Annotated in this window: 14 protein-coding genes; 13 read left to right on the top strand and 1 reads right to left on the bottom strand. The window is 47.3% G+C overall.

Features of this window, described 5'->3' with window-relative positions; all coding sequences use genetic code 11:
* From leuB to OI18_RS05310, 11 genes are all read left to right on the top strand, one after another.
* Positions 1–1,116 carry a 3-isopropylmalate dehydrogenase gene (leuB, locus tag OI18_RS05360; protein WP_039137826.1) on the top strand — a complete coding sequence of 372 codons (1,116 nt, stop codon included), beginning with the start codon at positions 1–3 and terminating at the stop codon, positions 1,114–1,116.
* Between the two features lie 261 nt (positions 1,117–1,377).
* Positions 1,378–2,274 (top strand): branched-chain-amino-acid transaminase, encoded by an 897-nt coding sequence (gene ilvE, locus OI18_RS05355; protein ID WP_039137825.1) that lies wholly within the window; start codon positions 1,378–1,380, stop codon positions 2,272–2,274.
* Positions 2,275–2,309: 35 nt separating this feature from the next.
* The gene (gene ilvD, locus OI18_RS05350; RefSeq protein ID WP_039137823.1) at positions 2,310–3,986 is read left to right on the top strand and encodes a dihydroxy-acid dehydratase; all 1,677 of its coding nucleotides are present in this window, start codon (positions 2,310–2,312) and stop codon (positions 3,984–3,986) included.
* On the top strand, positions 3,934–5,673 hold the full coding sequence (gene ilvB / locus OI18_RS05345) for a biosynthetic-type acetolactate synthase large subunit (protein ID WP_039137820.1): 1,740 nt from the start codon (positions 3,934–3,936) through the stop codon (positions 5,671–5,673). Before ilvD ends, ilvB begins: the two co-directional genes overlap by 53 nt.
* Before the next feature lie 17 nt (positions 5,674–5,690).
* Positions 5,691–6,281, top strand: a complete 591-nt coding sequence (gene ilvN / locus OI18_RS05340; protein WP_039137819.1) for an acetolactate synthase small subunit — start codon at positions 5,691–5,693, stop codon at positions 6,279–6,281.
* A gap of 59 nt (positions 6,282–6,340) precedes the next feature.
* Positions 6,341–7,408 (top strand): ketol-acid reductoisomerase, encoded by a 1,068-nt coding sequence (gene ilvC, locus OI18_RS05335; protein ID WP_039137809.1) that lies wholly within the window; start codon positions 6,341–6,343, stop codon positions 7,406–7,408.
* 89 nt (positions 7,409–7,497) lie between these two features.
* On the top strand, positions 7,498–8,763 hold the full coding sequence (gene ilvA, locus OI18_RS05330) for a threonine ammonia-lyase (RefSeq protein ID WP_039137801.1): 1,266 nt from the start codon (positions 7,498–7,500) through the stop codon (positions 8,761–8,763).
* A gap of 107 nt (positions 8,764–8,870) precedes the next feature.
* A complete protein-coding gene (gene gltB / locus OI18_RS05325) occupies positions 8,871–13,388 on the top strand; it encodes a glutamate synthase large subunit (RefSeq protein WP_039137794.1) in 4,518 nt (1,505 codons plus the stop codon).
* Positions 13,389–13,451: 63 nt separating this feature from the next.
* A complete protein-coding gene (locus OI18_RS05320; RefSeq protein WP_039137793.1) occupies positions 13,452–14,954 on the top strand; it encodes a glutamate synthase subunit beta in 1,503 nt (500 codons plus the stop codon).
* Positions 14,955–15,333: 379 nt separating this feature from the next.
* Positions 15,334–16,725, top strand: coding sequence for an ammonium transporter (locus OI18_RS05315; RefSeq protein WP_039137934.1), 1,392 nt, complete (start codon positions 15,334–15,336; stop codon positions 16,723–16,725).
* 108 nt (positions 16,726–16,833) lie between these two features.
* The gene (locus OI18_RS05310) at positions 16,834–17,952 is read left to right on the top strand and encodes an outer membrane beta-barrel protein (protein WP_052272886.1); all 1,119 of its coding nucleotides are present in this window, start codon (positions 16,834–16,836) and stop codon (positions 17,950–17,952) included.
* A 66-nt stretch (positions 17,953–18,018) separates the two neighbouring features.
* Here OI18_RS05310 and OI18_RS05305 read toward each other — a convergent pair whose 3' ends face one another.
* Positions 18,019–20,616, bottom strand: coding sequence for a phosphoenolpyruvate carboxylase (locus tag OI18_RS05305; RefSeq protein WP_052272909.1), 2,598 nt, complete (start codon positions 20,614–20,616; stop codon positions 18,019–18,021).
* Between the two features lie 326 nt (positions 20,617–20,942).
* Between OI18_RS05305 and thrA the strand changes: the two genes are divergently transcribed.
* Together thrA and OI18_RS05295 are read left to right on the top strand one after the other, a co-directional pair.
* The gene (gene thrA, locus OI18_RS05300; RefSeq protein WP_039137792.1) at positions 20,943–23,387 is read left to right on the top strand and encodes a bifunctional aspartate kinase/homoserine dehydrogenase I; all 2,445 of its coding nucleotides are present in this window, start codon (positions 20,943–20,945) and stop codon (positions 23,385–23,387) included.
* An 18-nt stretch (positions 23,388–23,405) separates the two neighbouring features.
* Complete coding sequence (locus OI18_RS05295) at positions 23,406–24,365, top strand: homoserine kinase (RefSeq protein ID WP_052272885.1); 960 nt, start codon at positions 23,406–23,408, stop codon at positions 24,363–24,365.
* Positions 24,366–24,383 lie beyond the last annotated feature (18 nt).

The following is a 24,383-nucleotide window of genomic DNA, read 5'->3' as shown; positions in this document are numbered from 1 at the left end:
ATGGAAAAGAAAATTGCAGTCATATTAGGTGATGGAATCGGACCGGAAGTAACACAACAGTCGATTAAAGTGCTTGATGCTGTTGCTAAACATTATAATCATAAATTTCATTACTCTTTCGGCCTGATGGGTGCAGATGCCATTGACAAGACCGGCAATCCATTACCCGACGAAACAATAGAACTGTGCCTTAATAGTGACGCAGTATTGTTTGGTGCCATCGGGCATCCCAAATATGACAATGACCCTTCGGCCAAAGTACGCCCGGAGCAGGGCCTGTTAAAGCTCCGCAAATCGCTGCAGCTGTTTGCCAACATACGTCCGGTAAATACATTTCCGACATTGCAACACCTGTCTCCCCTGAAGGCAAAAAACCTGGAGGGTGTGGATTGCGTTATTTACCGTGAACTCACAGGAGGTATCTATTTCGGTGCCAAGAACCTGTCGGATGACGGCACCACAGCTTCCGACGAATGCTCTTATTCTGCAGCAGAAATAGAAAGAATCGCGCACCTCGCGTTCAAAGCAGCGCAAAAGAGAAGGAAAAAACTGACGCTGGTTGACAAAGCCAATGTACTTGAAACTTCCAGGCTATGGAGGAAAGTGGTGCAGGCAATGGCATCACAATACCCGGATGTAACGGTTGATTTTCTGTTTGTTGACAATGCCGCTATGCAGCTGATTGTGAATCCGAAACAGTTTGATGTGATCCTCACCGAAAATATGTTTGGCGATATCCTCAGCGATGAAGCAAGCGTGATTACGGGATCCCTGGGATTGCTGCCTTCAGCATCTGTAGGAAACGGCGGGGCATTGTTTGAGCCTATCCATGGTTCATACCCGCAGGCAGCAGGTAAAGACATTGCCAATCCGCTGGGATCCATATTGTCTGCCGCAATGTTGCTTGATCATTTCGGATTACACACTGAAGCAGCTAAAGTGCGCAGTGCTGTGCAATGGACACTCGATAACAGTTTTGTTACAAAAGATATAGATCCTGTTAATTTTTATTTCACCTCTACAATAGGTGAGTTGATCAGTGATCTTGTACAGGACAAGATCCCCAGCGAATTGCACCCGGAAAATATCCAGTTGAGAAAATCCACGATTATTTAAAAAATAATCGATCAGTTCTTTTTTTATTCGGCACGGCGGTTTTATATTCGTAAAACATACGACCTCGTGTCATGCAGTTGAATAATCTACATACCATCCCTTCTCTTATCGCAGTCATTATTGTGGTGGTGATTATTATTCCTGCATTGGGAGGTGGTACTTGTATATAACAGAATTAAAACAACATACAAACGGTCCGCCTCCAAAAAGGCGGACCGTTTTTTTTTCCGCAACCGCATCAAAGAATAAAAAATATCAGTTATGGCAACTTATTACGATAACAACACTATCCTTTACCATAATGGCAGCTTTCTGAAAGCCGCTGAATTAACTATGGATCTGTATAGCCAGAGTCTTCACTATGGTTACTCAGTGTTCGAAGGGATCCGTTCTTACCGGACAGCGTCAGGGGAAACCAGGATCTTTAAGGCAACAGAGCACTATGAGCGCCTGGAGCGTTCGGCTGCTTTGGTCAACATGCCTTATCACTGGTCTGTAAATCAACTGATCGATGCCACATACGAAACTTTGTCCCGCAATAATCTGCAGGATGCCTATATCCGTCCCCTGGTCTATGCTCCCGCAAACATGAGCTTCAATGTGAACACAGAATCGTACATCACTATCCAGGTGTGGGAAATGCAGCCTTTCCTGGGTGACAAGCTGTTACGTGTAATGGGCTCTTCCTTCCAGCGGCCAAATCCGCGGGGATTCAGGATTGAAGCTAAAGCTTCGGGACATTATGTAAACTCGATACTGGCTAGCCAGGAAGCAAAGGCAAAAGGTTACGATGAAGCACTGCTGAATGATATCAACGGCTTTGTTGCTGAGGGACCAGGTGCAAATATCTTCTTTGAAAAAAACGGGAAACTATATACACCGCCTACCGGAAATATCCTGCCCGGTATCACGCGCGCTACAATCTTTGAGCTCTGCGGAGAATCCGGCATAGAAGTGGAAGAAAAACTTTTCACTACAGAAGACCTTAAGCAGGCAGACGCTGCCTTCTTCTGTGGAACAGCTGCAGAAGTAGTGGGATGGCAAAGCTTTGATGATGTTCCCATGGTAAAGGAATGGAATGATACGATATCGCGCAAAATACAATTGGCTTACAAGGAACTGGTGACAGAAAAAATCACTGAACCATCGACACTCTGAAATTCAATAACCCATTTTAAATACAGAATCGAATAATGCTGAACAAATATTCCAGGACGATCACCCAGGACCCCACACAGCCCGCTGCACAGGCGATGCTTTACGGCATCGGCCTTACTGATGAAGACCTGGCAAAGGCGCAGGTCGGAGTAGTGAGCATGGGCTATGATGGCAACACCTGCAACATGCACCTGAACGATCTTGCAAAAGTGATCAAGGAAAGTGTGTGGAAGGAAGACCTGGTCGGGCTGATCTTTAATACCATCGGTGTAAGTGATGGGATCAGTAACGGTACCGATGGCATGAGATATTCTCTTGTGAGTCGCGATATCATCGCTGACTCGATCGAAGCTGTTTGCGGCGCCCAGTATTACGACGCTGTAATTGCTGTGCCAGGCTGCGATAAGAATATGCCCGGGTCAATTATTGCCATGGGCCGTCTCAACCGTCCGGCAATAATGGTTTATGGCGGTACGATTGCACCAGGGCATTACAAGGGACAGGACCTGAATATTGTTTCGGCATTTGAAGCACTGGGACAAAAAATTGCGGGACAACTGAGTGAGGCTGATTTTAAAGGAATTGTTCAGCATTCATGCCCGGGTGCGGGCGCTTGCGGTGGAATGTATACTGCGAATACGATGGCGTCTGCAATTGAAGCCCTTGGTATGAGCCTGCCCTACTCATCTTCCAATCCTGCGCTCAGCAGTGAGAAACAAGACGAGTGCAGGGCTGCCGGTAAAGCGATCCGCCTGCTGATGGAGAAAGACATTAAACCTGGCGACATCATGACAAGGGAGGCATTTGAAAATGCGCTGACAGTTATCATGGTGCTTGGTGGATCAACCAATGCCGTACTACACCTGATCGCAATGGCAAAAAGTGTGGGTGTTTCCCTGACCCAGGATGATGTACAGGCATGCAGCGACAAGGTTCCTGTACTTGCTGATTTCAAACCCAGTGGTAAATACCTTATGCAGGACCTGCATGAACACGGTGGTGTACCGGCAGTAATGAAGTACCTGCTGAAAAAAGGTTTATTGCATGGTAATTGCCTTACCGTAACAGGAATGACGCTGGCTGAAAATCTTGAAACTGTAAAAGACCTTGATTTCGATACGCAGAAAATTATCTACCCGCTTGAAAATCCGCTTAAGGCAACGGGCCATCTGCAGATCCTGTATGGTAACCTCGCAGAAGGTGGAAGTGTAGCAAAGATCAGCGGTAAAGAAGGAGAAAGATTCGAAGGACCTGCGAGGGTATTCGATGGAGAGCAGGAGCTGATCAAAGGAATTGAAACCGGCAGGGTGAAAAAAGGCGATGTTGTGGTAATCCGCCAGGTAGGACCGAAAGGAGCGCCAGGAATGCCTGAAATGCTGAAACCAACCGCTGCCATCATCGGTGCAGGACTTGGAAAATCTGTTGCCCTGATCACTGATGGAAGGTTTAGTGGCGGCACACATGGCTTCGTCGTCGGACACATCACGCCGGAAGCCTTTGAAGGAGGACTGATAGCATTGGTTGAAGATGATGATATCATCGAGATTGATGCAGTGAGCAACCGGATCAACCTCAAAGTTGCGACAGACGTGATCAGCCAGAGAAAGTCACAGTGGAAAAAACCATCATTGAAAGTTAACAAAGGAATTCTTTATAAATATGCAAAGCACGTTAAATCAGCCGCAGAAGGCTGTGTTACCGACGAAGACTAACACCATCAGCGGCTCGCAGGCTGTTCTGGAAGCGCTGATCGCTGAAGGTGTCAAAACAATTTTCGGGTATCCCGGTGGTGCCATCATGCCAATTTATGATGCACTGTATGATTACCGTGAAAAGCTCGATCACATCCTGGTTCGTCACGAACAGGGCGGCATTCATGCGGCACAAGGATTTGCCCGCACATCGGGTGAAACCGGTGTGGTATTCGCTACTAGCGGTCCGGGTGCGACCAATCTTGTTACCGGCCTCGCCGATGCCATGATCGACTCCACTCCTGTCGTAGCAATCACCGGCCAGGTGTTTGCGCACCTCCTTGGAACCGATGCGTTCCAGGAAACAGACGTGATAAACATCACGACGCCCGTTACGAAGTGGAACTACCAGGTTACGGACGCCACTGAAATTCCATCAGTACTGGCAAAGGCATTTTACATTGCCCGTAGCGGAAGACCAGGCCCTGTACTCATAGACATCACCAAGAACGCGCAATTGCAGCAGTTCGAATATGAGGGATACCAAGCCTGTACACATATCAGGAGTTATCGCCCGAAACCGGTAGTAAGGCAGGATTATATTAAGCAGGCAGCACAACTCATCAATGAGGCCAAACAGCCTTTCGTAATATTTGGCCAGGGTGTTATTCTTGGAAAAGCTGAAATGGAATTCAAGCGGTTCATCGAAAAGGCGGGGATCCCGACAGCCTGGACCATCTTGGGCATGAGTGCGCTCCCTACTGATCACCCGTTGGCAGTAGGAATGCTGGGTATGCACGGCAACTACGGACCGAATGTGCTTACCAATGAATGTGATGTACTGATCGCTGTGGGTATGCGCTTCGATGACAGGGTTACAGGACGACTGGATAAATATGCAAAACAGGCTAAAGTAATTCATCTCGATATCGACCCCGCTGAGATCGACAAGAATGTGAAGACCACAGTTCCGGTATGGGGCGATTGCAAGGAAACACTCCCGCTTCTGACAGAACTGATCGAACAGAAATGTTATCCGCAATGGTTGCAGCGGTTCCGCGACTACGAGAACGAAGAAAAGATTACATGCATAGAACCGGAACTTAATCCAACTTCTGATATCCTGACCATGGGCGAAGTGATCAAAACTGTGAATGAGCTGACTAACGGTGATGCGATCATTGTTACTGACGTGGGTCAGCACCAGATGGTGGCCTGCCGCTATGCAAAATTCACGCAATCCAAAAGCAATGTCACCTCAGGCGGATTGGGAACAATGGGATTTGCATTGCCCGCTGCAATTGGTGCGAAGTATGGAGACCCTGCCAGGACTGTAGTTGCGGTAATCGGTGACGGAGGATTCCAGATGACCTTACAGGAACTGGGAACTATAATGCAAAGCAATGTGGATGTTAAGATCCTGATCCTGAATAACCAGTTTTTGGGAATGGTTCGCCAGTGGCAGCAGCTGTTCCATGAAAAAAGGTATTCATTCGTGGATATTGCAAGTCCCGATTTCGTGCAGGTGGCTAAAGGCTATGGCATTGCAGGACAATCAATAAATGACAGGAAAGACCTGAAAGAAGCTGTTTCCACAATGATAAGTCATAAGGGCGCATATCTTCTTGAGGTAATGGTCGGAAAAGAAAACAATGTCTTTCCAATGGTACCACAGGGATGCAGTGTTGCGGAAATCAGACTTAAATGACATTTTAAACCTATTGTATGTCCAAGCAAGAATTTACCATAACAGTATATACAGAAAACCAGATCGGCCTGCTCAACCGGATCGCTATCATATTTTCCCGCAGAAAGATCAATGTAGAAAGCCTGAATACATCTCCAAGTGAAGTGGAAGGCATTCACCGTTTTACGATTGTAATCCATGAAATGGAGGAAGTGGTAAAGAAACTGGTTCGCCAGATCGAGAAACAGGTTGAGGTTCTTAAAGCCTACTACAATAACAACGAAGAAATTGTATGGCAGGAACTGGCACTATATAAAGTGTCTACTGATGAAATTGCAGAAAAGGTAAAAGTGGAAAGGCTGCTGCGCGAATTTGGCGCAAGAGCAGTAGTGATCCGAAAGGATTACACGGTATTCGAAACCACGGGTCATCGCGAAGAGACTGACCGGCTCATCAACGTATTGGAGCCCTACGGACTTATCGAGTTTGTAAGAAGCGCCAGGGTGGCTATCATCAAGGCGAGTCGCGGGTTCCATGAAAAACTGCGGGAGTTTGAACTGCAGGAACCGTCTGAGCATGTGGTGGAAAATGAATACTTAGACAAACAGGATGAAGTTTTTTCAATGTGATCTCACAATACAACGGATCGACTTTTAAATTTTTAATTTTCAATTTTTAATTTGTTAAGATGGCTAAACTAAATTTCGGCGGAGTGGAAGAAAATGTAGTTACTCGCGAAGAGTTCCCACTCGCCAAAGCGCAGGAAGTCCTGCAAAATGAAACAGTAGCGGTAATCGGCTACGGTGTTCAGGGTCCTGGTCAGGCACTCAACCAGCGTGACAATGGCATCAACGTAATTGTTGGTCAGCGTAAGAATTCAAAAAGCTGGGACAAGGCAGTTGCTGATGGATTTGTTCCCGGTAAAACCCTGTTCGATATCGAAGAGGCATTGTCTAAAGGTACAATCATCTGCTATCTCCTCAGCGATGCTGCACAGATCCAGTTGTGGCCAACCGTTCAAAAATATCTTACTCCTGGTAAGGCACTTTATTTTTCTCATGGTTTCGGTATTACATTCAATGAGCAAACCGGAATCATTCCACCCAAGGATGTTGACGTTTTCCTTGTAGCTCCTAAAGGTTCTGGTACATCTCTCCGTCGCATGTTCCTGCAGGGACGTGGACTGAACAGTTCTTTTGCCATCTTCCAGGATGCCACTGGTAAAGCACGTGAAAGGGTTGTTGCGCTTGGTATCGCCGTAGGAAGCGGATACCTGTTTGAAACTGATTTCAAAAAAGAAGTGTATTCAGATCTTACAGGTGAAAGGGGTACGCTCATGGGCGCTATCCAGGGCATTTTTGCCGCACAGTACCAGGTGCTGCGCGACAAAGGCCATACTCCAAGTGAAGCATTCAACGAGACTGTTGAAGAACTGACACAATCTCTGATGCCACTGGTAGCTGAAAATGGAATGGACTGGATGTACGCTAACTGCTCCACAACTGCACAACGCGGCGCACTTGACTGGTGGAAAAAATTCCGTGATGCAACTGCACCGGTTTTCAAAGAGCTTTATGAAAGTGTTGCAACAGGAAAGGAATCCCAGCGCAGCATTGACTCCAACAGCCAGGCTGATTACCGGGAGAAACTCGAAGCTGAACTGAAAGAACTCAGGGAAAGCGAAATGTGGCAGGCAGGAAAGACGGTTCGCAGCCTCCGTCCTGAAAACCAGAAAGAGCCGGCAGTTACCGCTTAATAAATTCAAAAGTCAAAATTAAAAAGTAATAGTACGGTACTGCCTGAACCCGCTTTTTGATTTTGACTTTTCACTTCTGACTTTGAAAAATGACGACACCAGCAACACCTTTATCATCATCTTTTGCGCTCGATTTTCACAAAGCTGCTTTCCGCCTCAAAAAGGTCGTGAACCGCACTGCGCTCACCTATAACCAGAACCTGTCCCGCAGGTACCAGTGCAATGTGTATCTCAAGCGTGAAGACCTGCAGGTTGTGCGAAGCTATAAGCTTCGGGGGGCCTACAATATGATGAGCAGTCTGCCTGCAGACCAGCTGCAGAACGGCGTGGTGTGTGCCAGTGCCGGTAACCATGCCCAGGGATTTGCATTCAGTTGCAACAGGCTCAAAGTCAAAGGAGTCGTTTTCATGCCAATAATAACCCCTAACCAGAAAGTCACACAAACCCGGATGTTTGGTGAAGACTGGATTGAAGTGAGGCTTGTAGGGGACACTTTTGACGATTGCGCGCAGGCCGCAAAAACTTACACGGAAGAAAACCTGATGACCTTCATCCCTCCTTTTGATGACGAAAGAATTATTGAAGGACAGGGAACTGTAGGTGTGGAAATCCTGGAAGACCAGCCTGATGTTGATTTTGTATTTATACCTGTTGGCGGCGGTGGACTGAGTGCGGGTGTCGGCCGGTATTTTAAAACTTATTCGCCTAAGACTTCCATCATCGGTGTAGAACCTGAAGGCGCTCCATCCATGCTCCGTGCATTACAACACGGCTCTCCTGTATCCCTTGAAAACATTGAACGATTCGTAGACGGCGCTGCCGTTAAAAAAGTTGGTGATAAAACCTTCCAGATCTGTCGTGAAGTACTTGACGACATGCTTCTGGCGCCGGAAGGCAAAGTGTGCTCCGTCATTCTCGAGCTGTATAATGCTGACGCAATTGTTGTTGAACCTGCTGGCGCACTGTCCATAGCAGCCCTTGACCAGTATGCCGACAGGATCAAGGGAAAAAATATTGTCTGCATTGTAAGCGGAAGCAATAATGATATTGACCGTATGCAGGAAATCAAGGAAAGGTCCCTGCAATATGAAGGACTCAAACATTATTTCCTGGTGCGTTTCGCCCAAAGACCAGGTGCACTGAAGGAATTCGTCAACCACGTATTGGGACCAAATGACGACATCACCCGATTTGAATACATGCAGAAGCATAACAAGGAATCCGGTCCGGCACTTGTCGGTATTGAGCTGAAAAGCCGCGAGGACTATAACACATTGCTGGACAATATGCAACGATACCAGATCAACTACACTGAACTGAACAAAGACGACAATCTGTTTGGATACTTAGTGTGACTTTGAAATATTTGTTGTATATTCATTCCGTTGCTTGCTGCATATATTAAATTCCATATAGGAAAAGGCATATATTTTTGAATAATTTCTAAACTGCATTATCAACGATGGCAAGCAACAAGGGTTTATACCACCCCTCATTTGAGCATGATGCCTGTGGCATTGGATTCGTAGCAAACATCAAAAGCAACAAATCTCACCAGATCATTTCTGATGCGCTGACCGTGCTGGAGAATATGGAGCACAGGGGAGCCTGCGGTTGTGAACACAATACCGGCGATGGTGCGGGAATTATGGTTCAGACGCCGCATGAATTCTTTTTTGATGAATGTGTGAAACTGGGCATCCACCTTCCGTCTTTCGGTAAGTATGGTGTTGGTGTATTGTTTTTTCCCCGCGAAATCAGGCTACGTGAAGAATGCCGGGATATCTTCAACCGTGCTGCCGAAAAGCTTGGACTTGAAGTTCTCGGATACCGGAAAGTGCCGGTAAATACAGATGGCATCGGCGCTACGGCGTTAAGTGTTGAACCAGAGATGGAGCACGTCTTTATAGCCTGCCCCGATCACATTACCAATCCGGATGATTTCGAACGCAAGCTTTTCATTCTCCGCAACTATGCGAGTCATACGATCAATAATACTGTAAGGAAAGATGCTATCGGGTTCTACGTAGCATCCCTGTCATATAAGACTGTAGTCTATAAAGGACAACTGACGAGCATGCAGGTTCGCGGCTATTTCCCCGACCTGAACGACAAAAGAATGGTAAGTGCATATGGACTGGTCCACTCCCGCTTCGCGACAAATACTTTCCCTTCCTGGAAACTCGCACAACCGTTCCGTTACATTGCACACAACGGGGAGATTAATACGCTCCAGGGTAACCTGAACTGGCTGAGAACAAGCGAGAAAGGGTTCACATCTCCATACTTTACGAAAGAAGAAATGGATATGTTGCTGCCGATCGTAACTGAAGGCCAGTCCGACTCAGCCTGCCTGGATAATATGATCGAATTACTCACGCTTACCGGCCGGTCATTGCCCCATGTGATGATGATGCTGATTCCGGAAGCCTGGGACGGCAATGACCAGATGGACCCGTTAAAGAAGGCCTTCTATGAATTCCATGCGGCTTTCATGGAGCCCTGGGATGGTCCTGCTTCTATCTCATTTACAGATGGAAAAATTATCGGCGCAACGCTCGACCGTAACGGCCTTCGCCCCTCACGCTACTGCGTTACCACTGATGACCGGGTGATCATGGCATCGGAAACCGGTGTATTGCCGGTAGACCCCGCTATCGTAAAAGAGAAGGGACGTCTTCAGCCGGGAAAAATGTTCGTCGTTGACCTTGAACAAGGTCGCATCATCAGCGATGAAGAATTAAAACAACAAATCTGCAGCCAGAAGCCTTATGCTGAGTGGCTGAATAAATATAAGATCAGGCTTGAAGAATTGCCTGAACCAAGAGTACTTTTCACTCACCTTGAACACGAACAGGTGTTCAAATACCAGAAAGCGTTTGGTTATTCAACTGAAGATCTTGAAACCATCATTGCACCGATGGCTACGGAGGGAAAAGAGCCGGTGGGTTCTATGGGAACCGATACACCGCTTGCCGTCCTGAGTGACCAGCCACAACACCTGAGCAGCTATTTTAAACAATTGTTCGCCCAGGTTACCAATCCGCCAATTGACCCGATCCGCGAAAGACTGGTTATGTCTCTGGCTACTTTCGTGGGAAATAATGGCAATCTCCTGATTGAAGATCCGCTTGCTGCACACAGTGTTGCTTTGAAACAGCCGGTTTTGAACAACCACGAGCTGGAACAGATCCGTAGTATAGATACCGGAATATTCCAGGCAAAAACACTGCAATGTTATTTCCGTTCGGATGGCAAACCAGGATCATTGCAAAAAGCACTCGACAGACTTTGTCGTTATGCAGTGGACGCCGTACAGGATGGATTTGAAGTATTGATCCTGTCAGACAGGGCGATAGATTCAGATCATGCTCCGATACCTTCTCTCCTGTCAACTGCCGCAGTTCACCATCACCTGATCCGCAAAGGTTTCCGTGGACAGGTTGGACTTGTAGTGGAAGCTGGTGACGTTTGGGAAGTGCATCACTTTGCCTGCCTGATCGGCTTTGGTGCTACCGCTATCAACCCTTATCTCGCTTTATCTACCATCCGCGATATGCGGCTTAATGATAAGCTGGAAACTACACTTGAACCGGATCAGCTGAAAAAGAACTATATCAAGGCGGTAAACGATGGTCTGTTGAAAGTGTTCTCGAAAATGGGAATCTCCACTTTGCAGTCATACCAGGGTGCACAGATCTTCGAGATCATTGGTATTAACAAAAGCGTTGTCGATAAATATTTCACCGGGGCAACTTCGCGTATCGAGGGAATGGGACTTGACGAGATTGCAAAAGAGTCTTTGGCAAAACATTTCCTTGCATTCAGCAAAAAAGAAATACCGGTCGACCGGCTGCCTGTCGGTGGTGTCTACCAGTGGAAGCGTAAAGGAGAATTTCATCTTTTCAATCCACAGACCATCCATTTGCTGCAGTATGCAACAAGGATGAATGATTACGGCACATTTAAAAAATACAGCAAACTGGTGAACGACCAGTCAGGCAAAGCAGCGACACTCCGCAGCCAGCTGCAATTCAAAAAGAACAGGCCGTCCATTTCTATTGATGAAGTGGAAAGCGCAGAAAGCATAATGAAGCGTTTTGCAACCGGTGCGATGAGTTTTGGCTCAATCTCACATGAGGCGCATAGCACGCTGGCCATTGCCATGAACCGGATCGGCGCTAAAAGCAATACAGGTGAAGGTGGTGAAGATGAAATGCGCTACCAGACACTACCGAACGGTGACTCTATGCGCAGTGCGATTAAACAGGTCGCATCAGCGAGATTCGGTGTTACGAGTCACTATCTCACAATGGCGGATGAATTACAGATCAAAATGGCCCAGGGCGCCAAACCTGGAGAAGGTGGACAGCTTCCCGGGCATAAGGTGGACGAATGGATTGGTAAGGTTCGTCACTCCACTCCGGGTGTTGGATTGATTTCGCCGCCCCCGCACCACGATATCTATTCAATCGAAGACCTGGCACAGCTGATCTTCGACCTGAAGAATGCAAACCGTGCAGCGCGCATCAGCGTAAAACTGGTAAGCAAGGCAGGTGTGGGTACAATCGCAGCAGGTGTTGCCAAAGCAAAAGCTGATGTGATCCTGATTGCCGGTTTCGACGGCGGTACAGGAGCTTCACCTGTCAGCTCTATCAAGCACGCAGGCCTACCATGGGAACTCGGGCTTGCAGAATCCCACCAGACACTCGTAAAAAACAAACTCAGGAGCAGGGTGGTTTTACAGGCGGATGGCCAGATGAAGACCGGGCGCGATATCATCGTAGCTACTTTGCTGGGAGCAGAAGAATGGGGAGTGGCAACAGCAGCGCTTGTTGTGGAAGGTTGCATCATGATGCGTAAATGTCATTTGAATACCTGCCCTGTTGGCGTTGCCACCCAGGACCCTGAACTACGCAAGCGATTCAACGGTGATGCAGACCACGTGGTTAACTTCTTCCGGTTCATTACCGAGGAAGTGCGCGAGATCATGGCTGACCTTGGTTTCCGTACAATCAATGAAATGGTTGGCCAGGTAGACTGCCTTGAGGCACGCACTGATGTGAATCACTGGAAATATAAAAATCTTGACCTCTCCCCGATTCTGTATAAAGAGCCGGCATCATTGTATACCGGGCTGTATAATAGGGAAGCGCAGGATCATGGCATGACGGAACTGCTCGACTGGAAACTGCTGGAAGCAGCAAAGCCTGCGCTGGAACAGGAACAAAAAGTATTTGCAACTTTCGCTGTCAAGAATACCGATCGTACGATTGGTACCATCCTCTCGAACGAGATCTCAAAAAAATATGGTTCACTCGGGTTGCGTGAAGACAGCATCCACTTCAAGTTCACAGGTACGGCAGGACAAAGCTTTGGTGCTTTCAATACCAATGGAGTGACACTTGAACTGGAAGGAGATGCAAATGACTATTTCGGGAAAGGATTGAGCGGTGCAAAACTCATCGTTTACCCATCATTGTTAGCAGGCTTTGTTCCGGAAGATAATATCATCATAGGTAACGTTGCCTTTTATGGTGCCACTTCAGGAACGGCATTCATCCGCGGTAAAGCCGGCGAACGTTTCGCAGTTAGAAACTCAGGTGCAACTGCAGTGGTGGAAGGCACCGGTGACCACGGTTGTGAATATATGACCGGCGGTAAAGTAGTGATATTGGGTGACACCGGCCGGAACTTTGCAGCGGGCATGAGTGGTGGCATTGCATATATCTACGATGTCAACAACCGCTTCTCTACCAACTGTAATACTGAAATGGTTGACCTCGATCCGCTTGACCAGGAAGATGCGGCTGATCTGCGCGAAATGATCCGGCAGCATTATGACTATACCGGCAGTACTGTTGCGCAGTTTATCCTCGAGGATTTTGACAACCAGCTGAAAAATTTCATCAAGGTCTTCCCGCGTGATTACAAGAAAGTGATCAGGGAAAAGAAAGCCGTTGTCAAAGGAAACAGCTGACAAAACCCTTAAGAACGCAACTAAATTTTGACTTTTAAATTCTTGATTTTTTAATTTTTGAATATGGGTAAACCAACTGGATTTATGGAGTTTGGGCGGGAATTGCCCGGTAAGCGCCCTGCAGCAGAACGGATAAAAGACTATAATGAATTTGTTGAACGCTATTCAGATGAACAGCTCAATAAACAATCGGCCCGCTGTATGAATTGTGGCATTCCTTTCTGCCACAATGGTTGCCCTCTTGGTAACGTCATTCCCGAATTTAATGATGCGGTATACCGCAAAAACTGGGAAGAAGCATACGAGATACTTAGCTCAACAAATAACTTCCCGGAGTTCACCGGCAGGATCTGCCCTGCGCCATGCGAAACGGCTTGTGTGCTTGGCATCAATCAACCGGCAGTAGCTATCGAAGAGATAGAAAAGCATATTATTGAAATAGGATTTGAAAAAGGATTTGTAAAGGCAAAAAAACCAAACCTGCGCACCGGGAAAAAAGTAGCTGTGATCGGATCAGGTCCAGCCGGACTCGCAGCAGCAGCGCAGCTGAATTATGCAGGCCACCAGGTGACCGTTTACGAACGTGATGAAAAGCCGGGTGGACTTCTTCGTTATGGCATCCCTGACTTTAAGCTTGAAAAATGGGTGATTGACCGCCGGATCGCGCTTCTTGAAGAAGAGGGTGTGGTATTCAGGTGTCATGCAAATGTTGGCGTAAATGTCCGCATTGATGATCTGCTCAGGGAATACCAGGCAGTAGTGCTGGCCGGAGGATCTACTGTTCCACGCAACCTCGACGTTCCTGGCAGGGAACTTAATGGTGTTCATTTTGCCATGGAGTTCCTGAAACAGCAGAATAAAAGGAATGACGGCTCCGATCCGCTTGCAGGCGCCGAAATTGAGAGCAATGTGATCGGGCAGGATGTTTTTGCAACCGGTAAAAATGTGGTGGTGATAGGTGGTGGTGATACAGGCAGCGACTGTGTGGGTACCTCAAACAGGCATGGTGCAGTATCTGTAACCCAGTTCGAACTATTGCCAAAGCCACCGGACGACAGGACAGCTTTTATGCCATGGCCGACTTATCCAATGGTCCTGAAAACATCGTCATCGCATGAAGAAGGTTGTGAACGTCACTGGGCGGTAGCGACGAAAGAGTTTGTTGGTGATGGAAACGGAAACCTCAAGGCACTTAAGATCGTTACTCTGGAATGGACCAGCAGTTCTGATGGCAGACCAGCTCAATTCAAAGAAAAAGCGGGTAGCGAAAAAGAAATCCCCTGCGAACTGGCATTACTGGCCATGGGATTTGTCCATCCCCAGAAAGAAGGAATGCTCAACGAACTGGGAATCGAGCTCGATGAAAGAGGCAATGTCCGCGCAACTGAACGCTCCTACCAGACAAATATTCCCAAGGTCTTCGCTGCCGGCGATATCCGTCGGGGCCAGAGCCTCGTAGTCTGGGCAATCAGTGAAGGCCGCGAGTGCGCCCGAAAGGTCGATGAATTCCTGATGGGGCAATCTCTCCTGGAAAGCAGGGATGAAGTGCTTTCGGTAGCCATTTAATAGCTCCCACAACATATTATATTTTTATTCATATAAATCAAAAAGCGGCTTCGGCCGCTTTTTTTATTCCGTATACCTGGATCTTGTTAATATTTCATTTTATATGACCATGCCACGTTCCTAAAATCCCATTCTTTCAGAACCGCCTGGGGCAAGTTCTCATTTTGGCTACTAACATATTGACATTCAATATCTTTACCGCCTCGCCGCTCCGCACTTCAGACTATTTAAATGTTTATCTATCACCCAGTAAAGCCAAATCACATTATTTTTAATTATATGTGTATATTTGTGACGGTTTAATGTAGTTTTAATAACTATTTTAGTGAAAGAATATAAAATTAGTTTTTTTGTAATGTCTTCACTTAAACCAACTGAAATGAGTAAACTGACAACCAAACAGGTTGCCCCCTTCCTGGTTCTGGCAGCTGTAGCGATCGCGTCACTATTTGTTCCTGCTCTGCCGAATTTTGATGACGGTGGCAAACTGTACAATGCTGCTGATACCGGCTGGATTATTGTTGCCACAGCGCTGGTATTTTTAATGACACCCGGACTTGCGTTTTTTTATGGAGGCATGGTACACCGCAAAAATGTGATCTCAACGATGATCAAAAGCGTAGTTGCTGCCGGTGTAGTGAGTATTATTTGGGTAGTAGTAGGATTTAGTCTCTGCTTTGGAGATTCTATCGGAGGCTTTATTGGTAATCCCGGCACCTTTGCCTTTTTCAAAGGTGTTTCCTCAGGTGCCCCATGGAGCCTGGCACCCACTATTCCGCTGGCACTTTTTGCCCTCTTCCAGCTGATGTTCGCGATTATTACACCCGGACTTGTAGTTGGTGCAGTAGCCGAAAGGATACGTTTCACATCATACATTGTGTTTATTGCACTCTTCAGCCTTTTGGTTTATGCCCCCATAGCACACTGGACATGGCATCCTGAAGGCTTCCTCTTTAAAATGGGAGTGCTTGACTTCGCCGGTGGTACAGTAGTGCACATCTCAGCCGGTTGTGCGGCCCTTGCCGGAGCATTGGTTCTCAAGCGCAGGCAGTCGCACCTTGAGCACAAAGAAATTCCCCCCGCAAATATTCCATATGTTCTTATTGGTACAGGGCTCCTTTGGTTCGGCTGGTTCGGATTCAATGCAGGTTCTGCCCTTGGTGCAAACGCCCTTGCTGTTTCAGCATTCGCCACCACCAATACCGCGGCAGCTGCTGCTGGCCTGAGCTGGATGTTCTTTGATGTTGCCCGTGGCAAAAAACCTTCCGTGCTTGGTTTCTGTATCGGGGCTGTTGTAGGACTCGTAGCCATTACACCTGCAGCCGGATTCGTAACCATTCACCAAAGCATCTTTGTAGGAGCAGTAACAGCAATTGTTTCGAATCTTGCGGTTTATTACAAACAAAAGTCAACACTCGATGACACCCTGGATGTGTTCCCCTGTCACGGTATTGGCGGTATGGTGGGTATGCTGATGACCGGAATTTTCGCAACAAAAGCGGTAAATGGCGCCGGCGCAGACGGACTTTTTTATGGAAATGCTGCCTTTTTCCTCACCCAGCTCAAGGCACTCGCAATAGTTGTTGCCTACAGCTTCGTGGTATCTTACGGCATTTTCAAATTCATCAATTTCATTCTCCCATTGCGTGTGAGCTCAGAAGAAGAAGAACTGGGACTGGATGCTACCCAGCACAACGAAAAATACCTGCAGGGCACACTGCTTGTGCAGAATAATGGAAAAATCCATGAAGAACAACTGTCAGAGATCTGAGCTGACACCGCAGATCACTGATCAATAGAAAAAGGTACAGCGTAATGATGAACTTCTGACACAAGCTCATCGCCGTACCCTTTCCCTTAACACTTAAAATGTTACGCAATGTTACAAAAAATATTTGCAACAGGCATCGCCATTGCATGTACACTAACTGCTTATACCCAGACCAACGAAACGGCCTCTGCAACCACAACCACAACAACTGACCCCGGCGCGCCTGCCCCGGAAGAAAAGAAGCCGCTGATTACATTTTCCGGATCCGCCGATGTGTATTACCGGTACGATTTCAGCAAACAGGCTTCAAACAACAAGACGAGCTTTACAAATAGTCACAATGCTTTCGCCCTTGGTATGGCAAGTATCAAAGCCGAACATAAGGGGGAAAAAGTCGGAGTTGTGATAGATCTCGGCTTTGGTCCACGCGCAAAGGAATTTGCTTATGCAGACGAAGGAATCACGCAGGCCATAAAACAATTGTACATAAGTTACTCACCAACCGACTGGTTAAAGTTTTCTGCGGGAACCTGGGCTACCCACGTCGGTTATGAGCTCGTTGATCCTCAACTCAACCGCAACTACAGCATGTCTTACATGTTTACAAATGGTCCGTTCACACATACCGGTTTGAAAGCAGAACTGACTAAAGGCAAAAGTGGACTGATGGTTGGTGTTTCCAATGCAACTGATTACCGGATTCCACCATCAGATATGATCAACCGGAAATTCCTGATCGCACAATACAGTTTCGCCGCATCGGACAACCTGAAGTTTTACCTGAACTATGTGGGTGGTAAAAATCCCGACACCAGCAAGGTGAATCAATTCGATCTAGTGATCACCGGCAAAGTAAGCGATGTTTTCAGTCTCGGTTACAATGGAACCGTAAACTCATCAAAGGCCTGGGATGGCGAGAAGAATGTTGATTCAAAATCCTGGTGGGGTTCCGCAGTCTATCTTAATGTTGATCCAAAGCCATGGTTTGGCCTTACGCTCCGGGGCGAATATTTCAGCGACAAGAATCAACTTAAATATCCTACTGGTGTAAATGATGGTGCAAACATCTTTGCCACCACACTTTCAGCCAATTTCAAAACAGGCGGGCTGACATTTATTCCAGAGTTCCGTTTCGATAATGCCAGCGAGAACATCTTTACAAATGAAGATGGAACTGGCAAAAAATCTGCCGGCAGTTTTGTGCTGGCAGCAGTATACAGTTTCTGATATCTGTTTCACATATGGCAAGCAATCGTTGAAGGCCACCTGTTTCTACAGGTGGCCTCTATTTTTTTATGCAGAGTTTCTTCCTGCGTTGATGATCCCAAATGATGAACGCATTACCAGCTTCTCGTAGGTGGCACGAATCGCTGCAGCAGGTCCCTGTCCGTTCGCACCTTCCATTTCGCGCACTTTTGAAATAGCATATTGTTGTATGGTTGTAAGTGGCAGAACAATGCGCTCACGCATCTGAACAGACAGTTGCTCCACCGGGTAATCTGCCATCAATTCAGTTTTGCCGGAAAGTTGAAACAGGTATTTACGGGTCAGTTCATATTCGCTGTAGATCATGTGCCAGATCTCTCCAAACGCAGGATGATCTGCCAGGTGGCTGGTGAGCGGGAAATGACATTTGAGCATGGCCATTTCACAATTATCGATAAGCGTCCGGAAAAACAACGAATGCTGATACAGGTCCTTCACCTGCTTCCATTGTCCACGTTGCTCCGCAAGCTGCAATGCAGTGCCCACCCCATAATAACCCGTTACATTTTGTTTCAACTGGCTCCATGCACCCACAAATGGGATGGCGCGAAGATCTTTCAGACTCAGTCTTGTTGCTGAGCCTCTTTTTGCAGGACGCGAACCGATATTTGTCTCGGCATAAAAACGCAGGGGACTGGCATTTGCCAGGTAGTTGACAAATTCCGGATGTTCTTTCAAAGACACATAAGACTTAAATCCATCAGCTGCAAGCCTGGACAGCAATTCCTGTTCTTCGGGCTCCATGGTAGGTTCATCTTTTTCGCGCAGGTAACTGCTGAGGCCCGCATTCAGCAATTGCTCCATATTGAATTGCGCGGCATCGATCGTACCAAAGTTGGAACTGATGGTCTGGCCCTGGATTGTCAATTGAATCTCCTTGCCGGAAACATCATTTCCCATAGAGGCATAAAACTTTTGCGTCTTTCCACCCCCTCTTGCCGGGGGACCGCCACGACCATCAAAAAACAGCACATCGATACCATATTTCTCAGACAGGCTGGTGAGTGATTGTTTGGCTTTCAGGATCGAATAGTTTGCCATGAGATAACCACCATCCTTGGTTCCGTCAGAAAAACCAAGCATGATCGTCTGCCGGTTTTTCCTGCGTTGAAGGTGTTCGCGATATACAGGAAGCCGGTATAATTTTTCCATGATCTCACCCGCGCTTTTCAGGTCATCAATTGTTTCGAACAAAGGAACAATATCAATGGACATCGACTCAGGCTTCCATCCTCCGAGGAGGAAGAGTCCATAAACTTCCATCACACTGGAAGCGGAGTTACACTGGCTGATGATATAGCGGTGGCAACCCCTCTCACCATTCTGTTGTTGAATGGTTGCAATAGCTTTCACGCTGTTCAGTGCATCTTCATGTAAAGGCTCCTGCAATTTCGCTTCAGCAGGAAGCGGTGAAAGTCGGGAGAGAAGTTCAAGCCGCTGGCCCTCTTCAAGCTGGTCATAATCTGCAGGAAACAATTTAAAATACTGTTGCAACGACCTGAACAATGATACATGCACGCTGCTGTCCTGCCTTACATCAAGCGATGCATAATAAAGTCCGAATGCATGCATCTTCTGGATGAGGTTGTCGACCAGGTTGGCAAAGAGACCATTATGCTGGTACACCAGGGTGTCGCGAATCTGCTTGAGTTGCTGAATCATGCCATCCGCCGTTAATTCGAGCTGGGCTCCTTCCGAAAACACCTCATTATATAATTGCTTTTCCAGTTGCGCTATCAGCTGATCTGTTTCCTTGAATGTAAGCCTTCGTTTCAGTCTTCTTACATCCATATAATATGACTTCACTATGCTGCTCCGCAGCGTAGCGGCTACCTGCAAGGTTGTGTCAACGGTAACAAACGGGTTACCATCACGGTCTCCGCCAGGCCAGAACCCCAGCTGCAGCATCGGCTGATCCGCATTGATCCAAGGCTGCAGTTCGTTAGCTGCATATGTCAGGATCCTGCCTACAGCCGGATAAAAGACATTGTCAAGGTACCAGATAAGGCTCATTGCCTCATCGAATGGTGTAGGCTTTTGTTTCTTGAAAAATGGTGTTTTCCCTAATTGCTGCAGGTATGTATTTACGAGGGTCGTGTTGTTCTCCTGCAACGCTTTAGAAAGATCGTTGATGATTCCCAATACTGAACCGGGATAAAACTGTGTCGGGTGAGCGGTAAGCACCAACTTAACACTGAACTGGTCGGCATGTTTTGTATGGTCGTGACCATCTGCTATCGCATCTGTCCTTTCGAGTATGCCCTTCAGTTGCTTAAGGGAACCTGGTCCTGAAAGATCATTGACCTTACTGAATGCCGCATCTTCAAGGGCATCGAACAGCACAACCTGTCTTTCCACATATTGAACAAAGCGAAACAAAAGATCGGTCTGCTCCTGCTCATTCCTGTAAGTGGTGTGCATGGAAAAGAACTCATCCATGATCTGTACAGGGCTCTTCTTCTTTTTATAACCTTCTTCACAAACATTCAACAGCATGGATAGCAGTATTCCGGTCTTTTCAATACGATGAAACGGCAGGGATGTGAACAGGCTGTTATACAATTGAAATTTCAGGGCGACCTCACTCTTGAATTGTTGCAGGGCTGCCGGGTCCATACTTGGCATGATACGTTGATTTTTTGAAACAGTTATGGCAGCAATCGGGCTATGAATATAAGAAATCAGCAAAACATGAAAAAAATCTAAAAACTAACGATTGTTATATGTTGGGTGCTTTGTATTTTCATTCCTCCAAAATTTCAGTGGTACAATTCATTACATACAAGACTTCCATTGGGGTTGCCGCAACAACCTCAACTACCACTATTACCATTATCACAACCCGTTAAGGGTTGTATTTTTCCATATTACCGTTTGGGCCCCCGGCTGTTTTCATTAAGGAACTTCTTTCTTATTCATCTACAATCATAACATTTCCCCCCTTCATAAATATGCAGGTTTTAAAATTCGGCGGTACTTCCGTAGGCACTGCGGAAGCCATACTCAGAGTAATAGATATAGTATCGGAAAAGATTAGTAAAGAACCGGTTATAATTGTTGTTTCCGCTTTTGGGGGCACAACCGATGCGCTGTTACAATGCGGCTCCCTGGCAGCAGGAGGTAATGAGTTATATAAAGAACATGTCGGGCATATAACCACCCGTCATCTTGATGCAGTGAGGCAACTCATCCCGGTTCAGCAGCAAAGCAGCATGCTTAGTGCGGTTAAAAAGCTCTGTAATGAAGTGGAAGACCTGTGTAATGGAATTTTCCTGCTTGGGGAAACTACTGCCAGGACAAAGGACAAGCTAGTGAGCTATGGGGAACTTATCTCGTCCCTCGTCATAACGGCTGCATTCCAGGCCAAAAGCGTTCCGGCAACGTGGTGGGATAGTCGAAAACTGATTCGTACCAATGGTGAATTCGGTAATGCAACTGTAGACTTTGCCCTCACCAACGAGCAGTTCAGCCTTGAGCTGCAGTCGCTGTCAACACCGCTGGTTGTCATGCCTGGCTTTATTGCATCCGATACGGAAGGGATTACGACTACGCTCGGCCGGGGCGGGTCTGATTATACTGCAGCAATTGCCGCAGCTGCGGTGAAAGCGTCCAGTCTCGAGATCTGGACTGATGTCAGTGGCATGATGACGGCTGATCCACGCTGGGTGCTTAATGCCAGGGTAATACCTGCAATCTCCTACCAGGAAGCTATGGAGCTTTCTCATTTCGGCGCGAAAGTGATCTATCCGCCGACCATTCAACCCGTGATGAACCTGCATATCCCGGTCTGGATCAAAAACACGTTTGCACCTGGAGATGCCGGTACCGTTATCCAGAATGAAAGCTATCGCAACGGGAACCCCGTGAGGGGGATTTCCAGCATAAGTAACCTCGCCCTGCTGAGTCTTGAAGGTAGTGGAATGGTGGGAGTACCAGGATTTTCAAGACGCCTTTTCGAAGCACTTGCCGCACACCAGATCAATGTGATCCTTATCACCCAGGGATCATCAGAACATTCCATCTGTGTTGGCGTGGACGCAACTGCAGCTGACAAGGCAAAGATGGCGGTAGACGCTGCTTTTGCACCTGAGATAAGCCTGAGGAAAGTAGAACCGCTGATCGTGGAAAAAGATCTTTCTATAGTTGCACTTGTCGGCGAGCAGATGAAAAGTCACCCCGGGATCAGTGGCAAGATGTTCGGATCACTTGGTCGTAATGGAGTAAACGTACGTGCCATTGCGCAGGGCTCTTCTGAGCGGAATATCTCCGCAGTGATCGCAACCCGCGATGTGCGCAAAGCCATTAACCTGCTACACGAAGAGTTCTTTGAGAAGACATACAAACAAATCAACCTTTTTATAACTGGCGTGGGCAATGTTGGTGGAAGATTGCTGCAGCAGCTTGCGCAGCAGCAACAATTTCTTCTGCAGCATATGAGGCTTCAACTCAGGGTTGTTGGCCTGGCCAACAGCAAACGTTACCTCATCAACGAAGAGGGCATTGACCTGCTTAGCTGGAAGGCTGCAATGGACCATGGCGTGGAAGGCAATATAACTTCGTTTACTGATGATATTATCCAGCGAAACCTGCGCAACACTGTATTTGTTGATGTCACTGCAAGCGAAGAAGTGGCTCGCGCGTATCCAAAGCTGCTCGAGAAAAGTATAGCTGTGGTAGCCTGTAACAAAATCGCCTGCTCTTCGCCATACAGCTATTATCGCGAGTTGAAAAACAAGTCGCACGAGTTCAATACTTCATTCCTCTTTGAAACAAATGTGGGTGCAGGTTTGCCAGTTATCGGCACGTTAAACGATTTGCTGAAAAGCGGTGATCGCATCCATAGCATCGAAGCTGTACTGAGTGGCACTCTGAATTTTGTTTTCAATAATTATGACGGATCACGTCCGTTTGCAGAAGTGGTTCGCCAGGCACAGGATGAAGGATACACTGAGCCCGACCCGCGCCTTGACCTGAGCGGTGTGGATGTAATGCGCAAAATCATGATCCTTGCCCGCGAAACAGGTGAGCACCTGGAAATGGAAAGCATCAGCAACAACAGCTTCCTGCCTGCTTCCTGCATGAATGGTTCAGTTGATGATTTCTATAACGAAATGCTGAAACAGGAAGCACATTTCAGATCCATCTTTGATGCCGCTGCTGCCAACGGGTGCAAATTGAAATTCGTTGCTACATACAATGAAGGAAAAGCATCTGTAGGACTACAGCAGATCGCACCCGGCCATGACCTGTATCACCTGTATGGCAAGGATAACATTGTCCTGTTCAAGACAGATCGTTACCCATTGCAACCGCTCGTGATCAAGGGCGCAGGGGCAGGAGCCGATGTTACGGCCTCAGGCGTATTCGCAGATATACTAAGAGCAACGCTCAATTAAAAAGAATATTAAGTCACTATGACAACAGAGATAAAGCAAGGAATTGATTACGGTAAAAAAGTAACAGCCAGCTGTCCGGCTACTGTTGCCAACCTGGTTTGCGGATTTGATATCCTGGGAATGGCTCTCAATGATCCGCAGGACGAAATTGAAATGACCCTGAGCGATGTACCTGGTATCCGCATTTCCCACACTGACGGATATGCGCTTCCATCTGATCCCGCCCAGAATGTTGCAGGTGCCGCCCTGCTCGACCTGATGAAGGAAGTACAGGAACCTGTCGGTTTTGATATCAGTATCACCAAACACATTAAACCAGGAAGCGGGCTTGGTTCAAGCGCTGCGAGTTCTGCAGGCGCCGTAGTAGCTGCAAACCACTTGCTGGGCAACAGGTTTTCCAGCAAAGATCTTGTCCGTTTTGCAATGGCAGGCGAAAAGGTGGCCAGTGGTGTGAAGCATGCAGACAATATAACTCCATGCATCATGGGCGGTGTCACGTTGATCCGCTCGATCTTCCCCCTTGATATTGTTCAGCTGTCCGCCCCGCCCTTGTTTGTAACGGTAGTACATCCCCAGATCGAAGTGCGGACTTCTGATGCGCGGCAAATCCTCAGGAAAGAAGTGTTGCTTAAGGATGCGATCCGCCAGTGGGGAAACATCGCAGGCCTCGTATCGGGCTTCCTCCAGAAGGATTACGACCTGATCGGCCGCTCACTCGAAGACGTGATTATCGAGCCGGTCAGAAGTATGCTGATCCCCGGCTTTGACGAAGTCAAAAGCCGGAGTAAGGAAGCCGGCGCACTTGGTGGGGGTATCAGCGGCTCAGGGCCTTCCATCTTCATGCTAAGCCGGGAATCCGAAACTGCCATAGCTATCGAAGTGATCATGAAGGAAGTCTTCCAGTCGATTGGAATTGACTACAAAACTTATGTTACTACCCTGAATACGACCGGGGTCAAAGTCAAAAGTGAATATTAAAAATTCAAAAAGTGAGGG

Source organism: Flavihumibacter solisilvae (assembly GCF_000814475.1).
In the GTDB taxonomy this organism is placed as follows: domain Bacteria; phylum Bacteroidota; class Bacteroidia; order Chitinophagales; family Chitinophagaceae; genus Flavihumibacter; species Flavihumibacter solisilvae.
The sequence above is the reverse complement of the archived record's forward strand: the minus strand, read 5'-3'. Positions and strand labels throughout refer to the sequence as shown.

Coding starts and splice junctions, on each gene's coding strand:
- leuB (WP_039137826.1), top strand. CDS start 1: ATGGAAAAGAAAATTGCAGTCATATTAGGTGATGGAATCGGACCGGAA.
- ilvE (WP_039137825.1), top strand. CDS start 1,378: ATGGCAACTTATTACGATAACAACACTATCCTTTACCATAATGGCAGC.
- ilvD (WP_039137823.1), top strand. CDS start 2,310: ATGCTGAACAAATATTCCAGGACGATCACCCAGGACCCCACACAGCCC.
- ilvB (WP_039137820.1), top strand. CDS start 3,934: ATGCAAAGCACGTTAAATCAGCCGCAGAAGGCTGTGTTACCGACGAAG.
- ilvN (WP_039137819.1), top strand. CDS start 5,691: ATGTCCAAGCAAGAATTTACCATAACAGTATATACAGAAAACCAGATC.
- ilvC (WP_039137809.1), top strand. CDS start 6,341: ATGGCTAAACTAAATTTCGGCGGAGTGGAAGAAAATGTAGTTACTCGC.
- ilvA (WP_039137801.1), top strand. CDS start 7,498: ATGACGACACCAGCAACACCTTTATCATCATCTTTTGCGCTCGATTTT.
- gltB (WP_039137794.1), top strand. CDS start 8,871: ATGGCAAGCAACAAGGGTTTATACCACCCCTCATTTGAGCATGATGCC.
- OI18_RS05320 (WP_039137793.1), top strand. CDS start 13,452: ATGGGTAAACCAACTGGATTTATGGAGTTTGGGCGGGAATTGCCCGGT.
- OI18_RS05315 (WP_039137934.1), top strand. CDS start 15,334: ATGAGTAAACTGACAACCAAACAGGTTGCCCCCTTCCTGGTTCTGGCA.
- OI18_RS05310 (WP_052272886.1), top strand. CDS start 16,834: ATGTTACAAAAAATATTTGCAACAGGCATCGCCATTGCATGTACACTA.
- OI18_RS05305 (WP_052272909.1), bottom strand. CDS start 20,616: ATGCCAAGTATGGACCCGGCAGCCCTGCAACAATTCAAGAGTGAGGTC.
- thrA (WP_039137792.1), top strand. CDS start 20,943: ATGCAGGTTTTAAAATTCGGCGGTACTTCCGTAGGCACTGCGGAAGCC.
- OI18_RS05295 (WP_052272885.1), top strand. CDS start 23,406: ATGACAACAGAGATAAAGCAAGGAATTGATTACGGTAAAAAAGTAACA.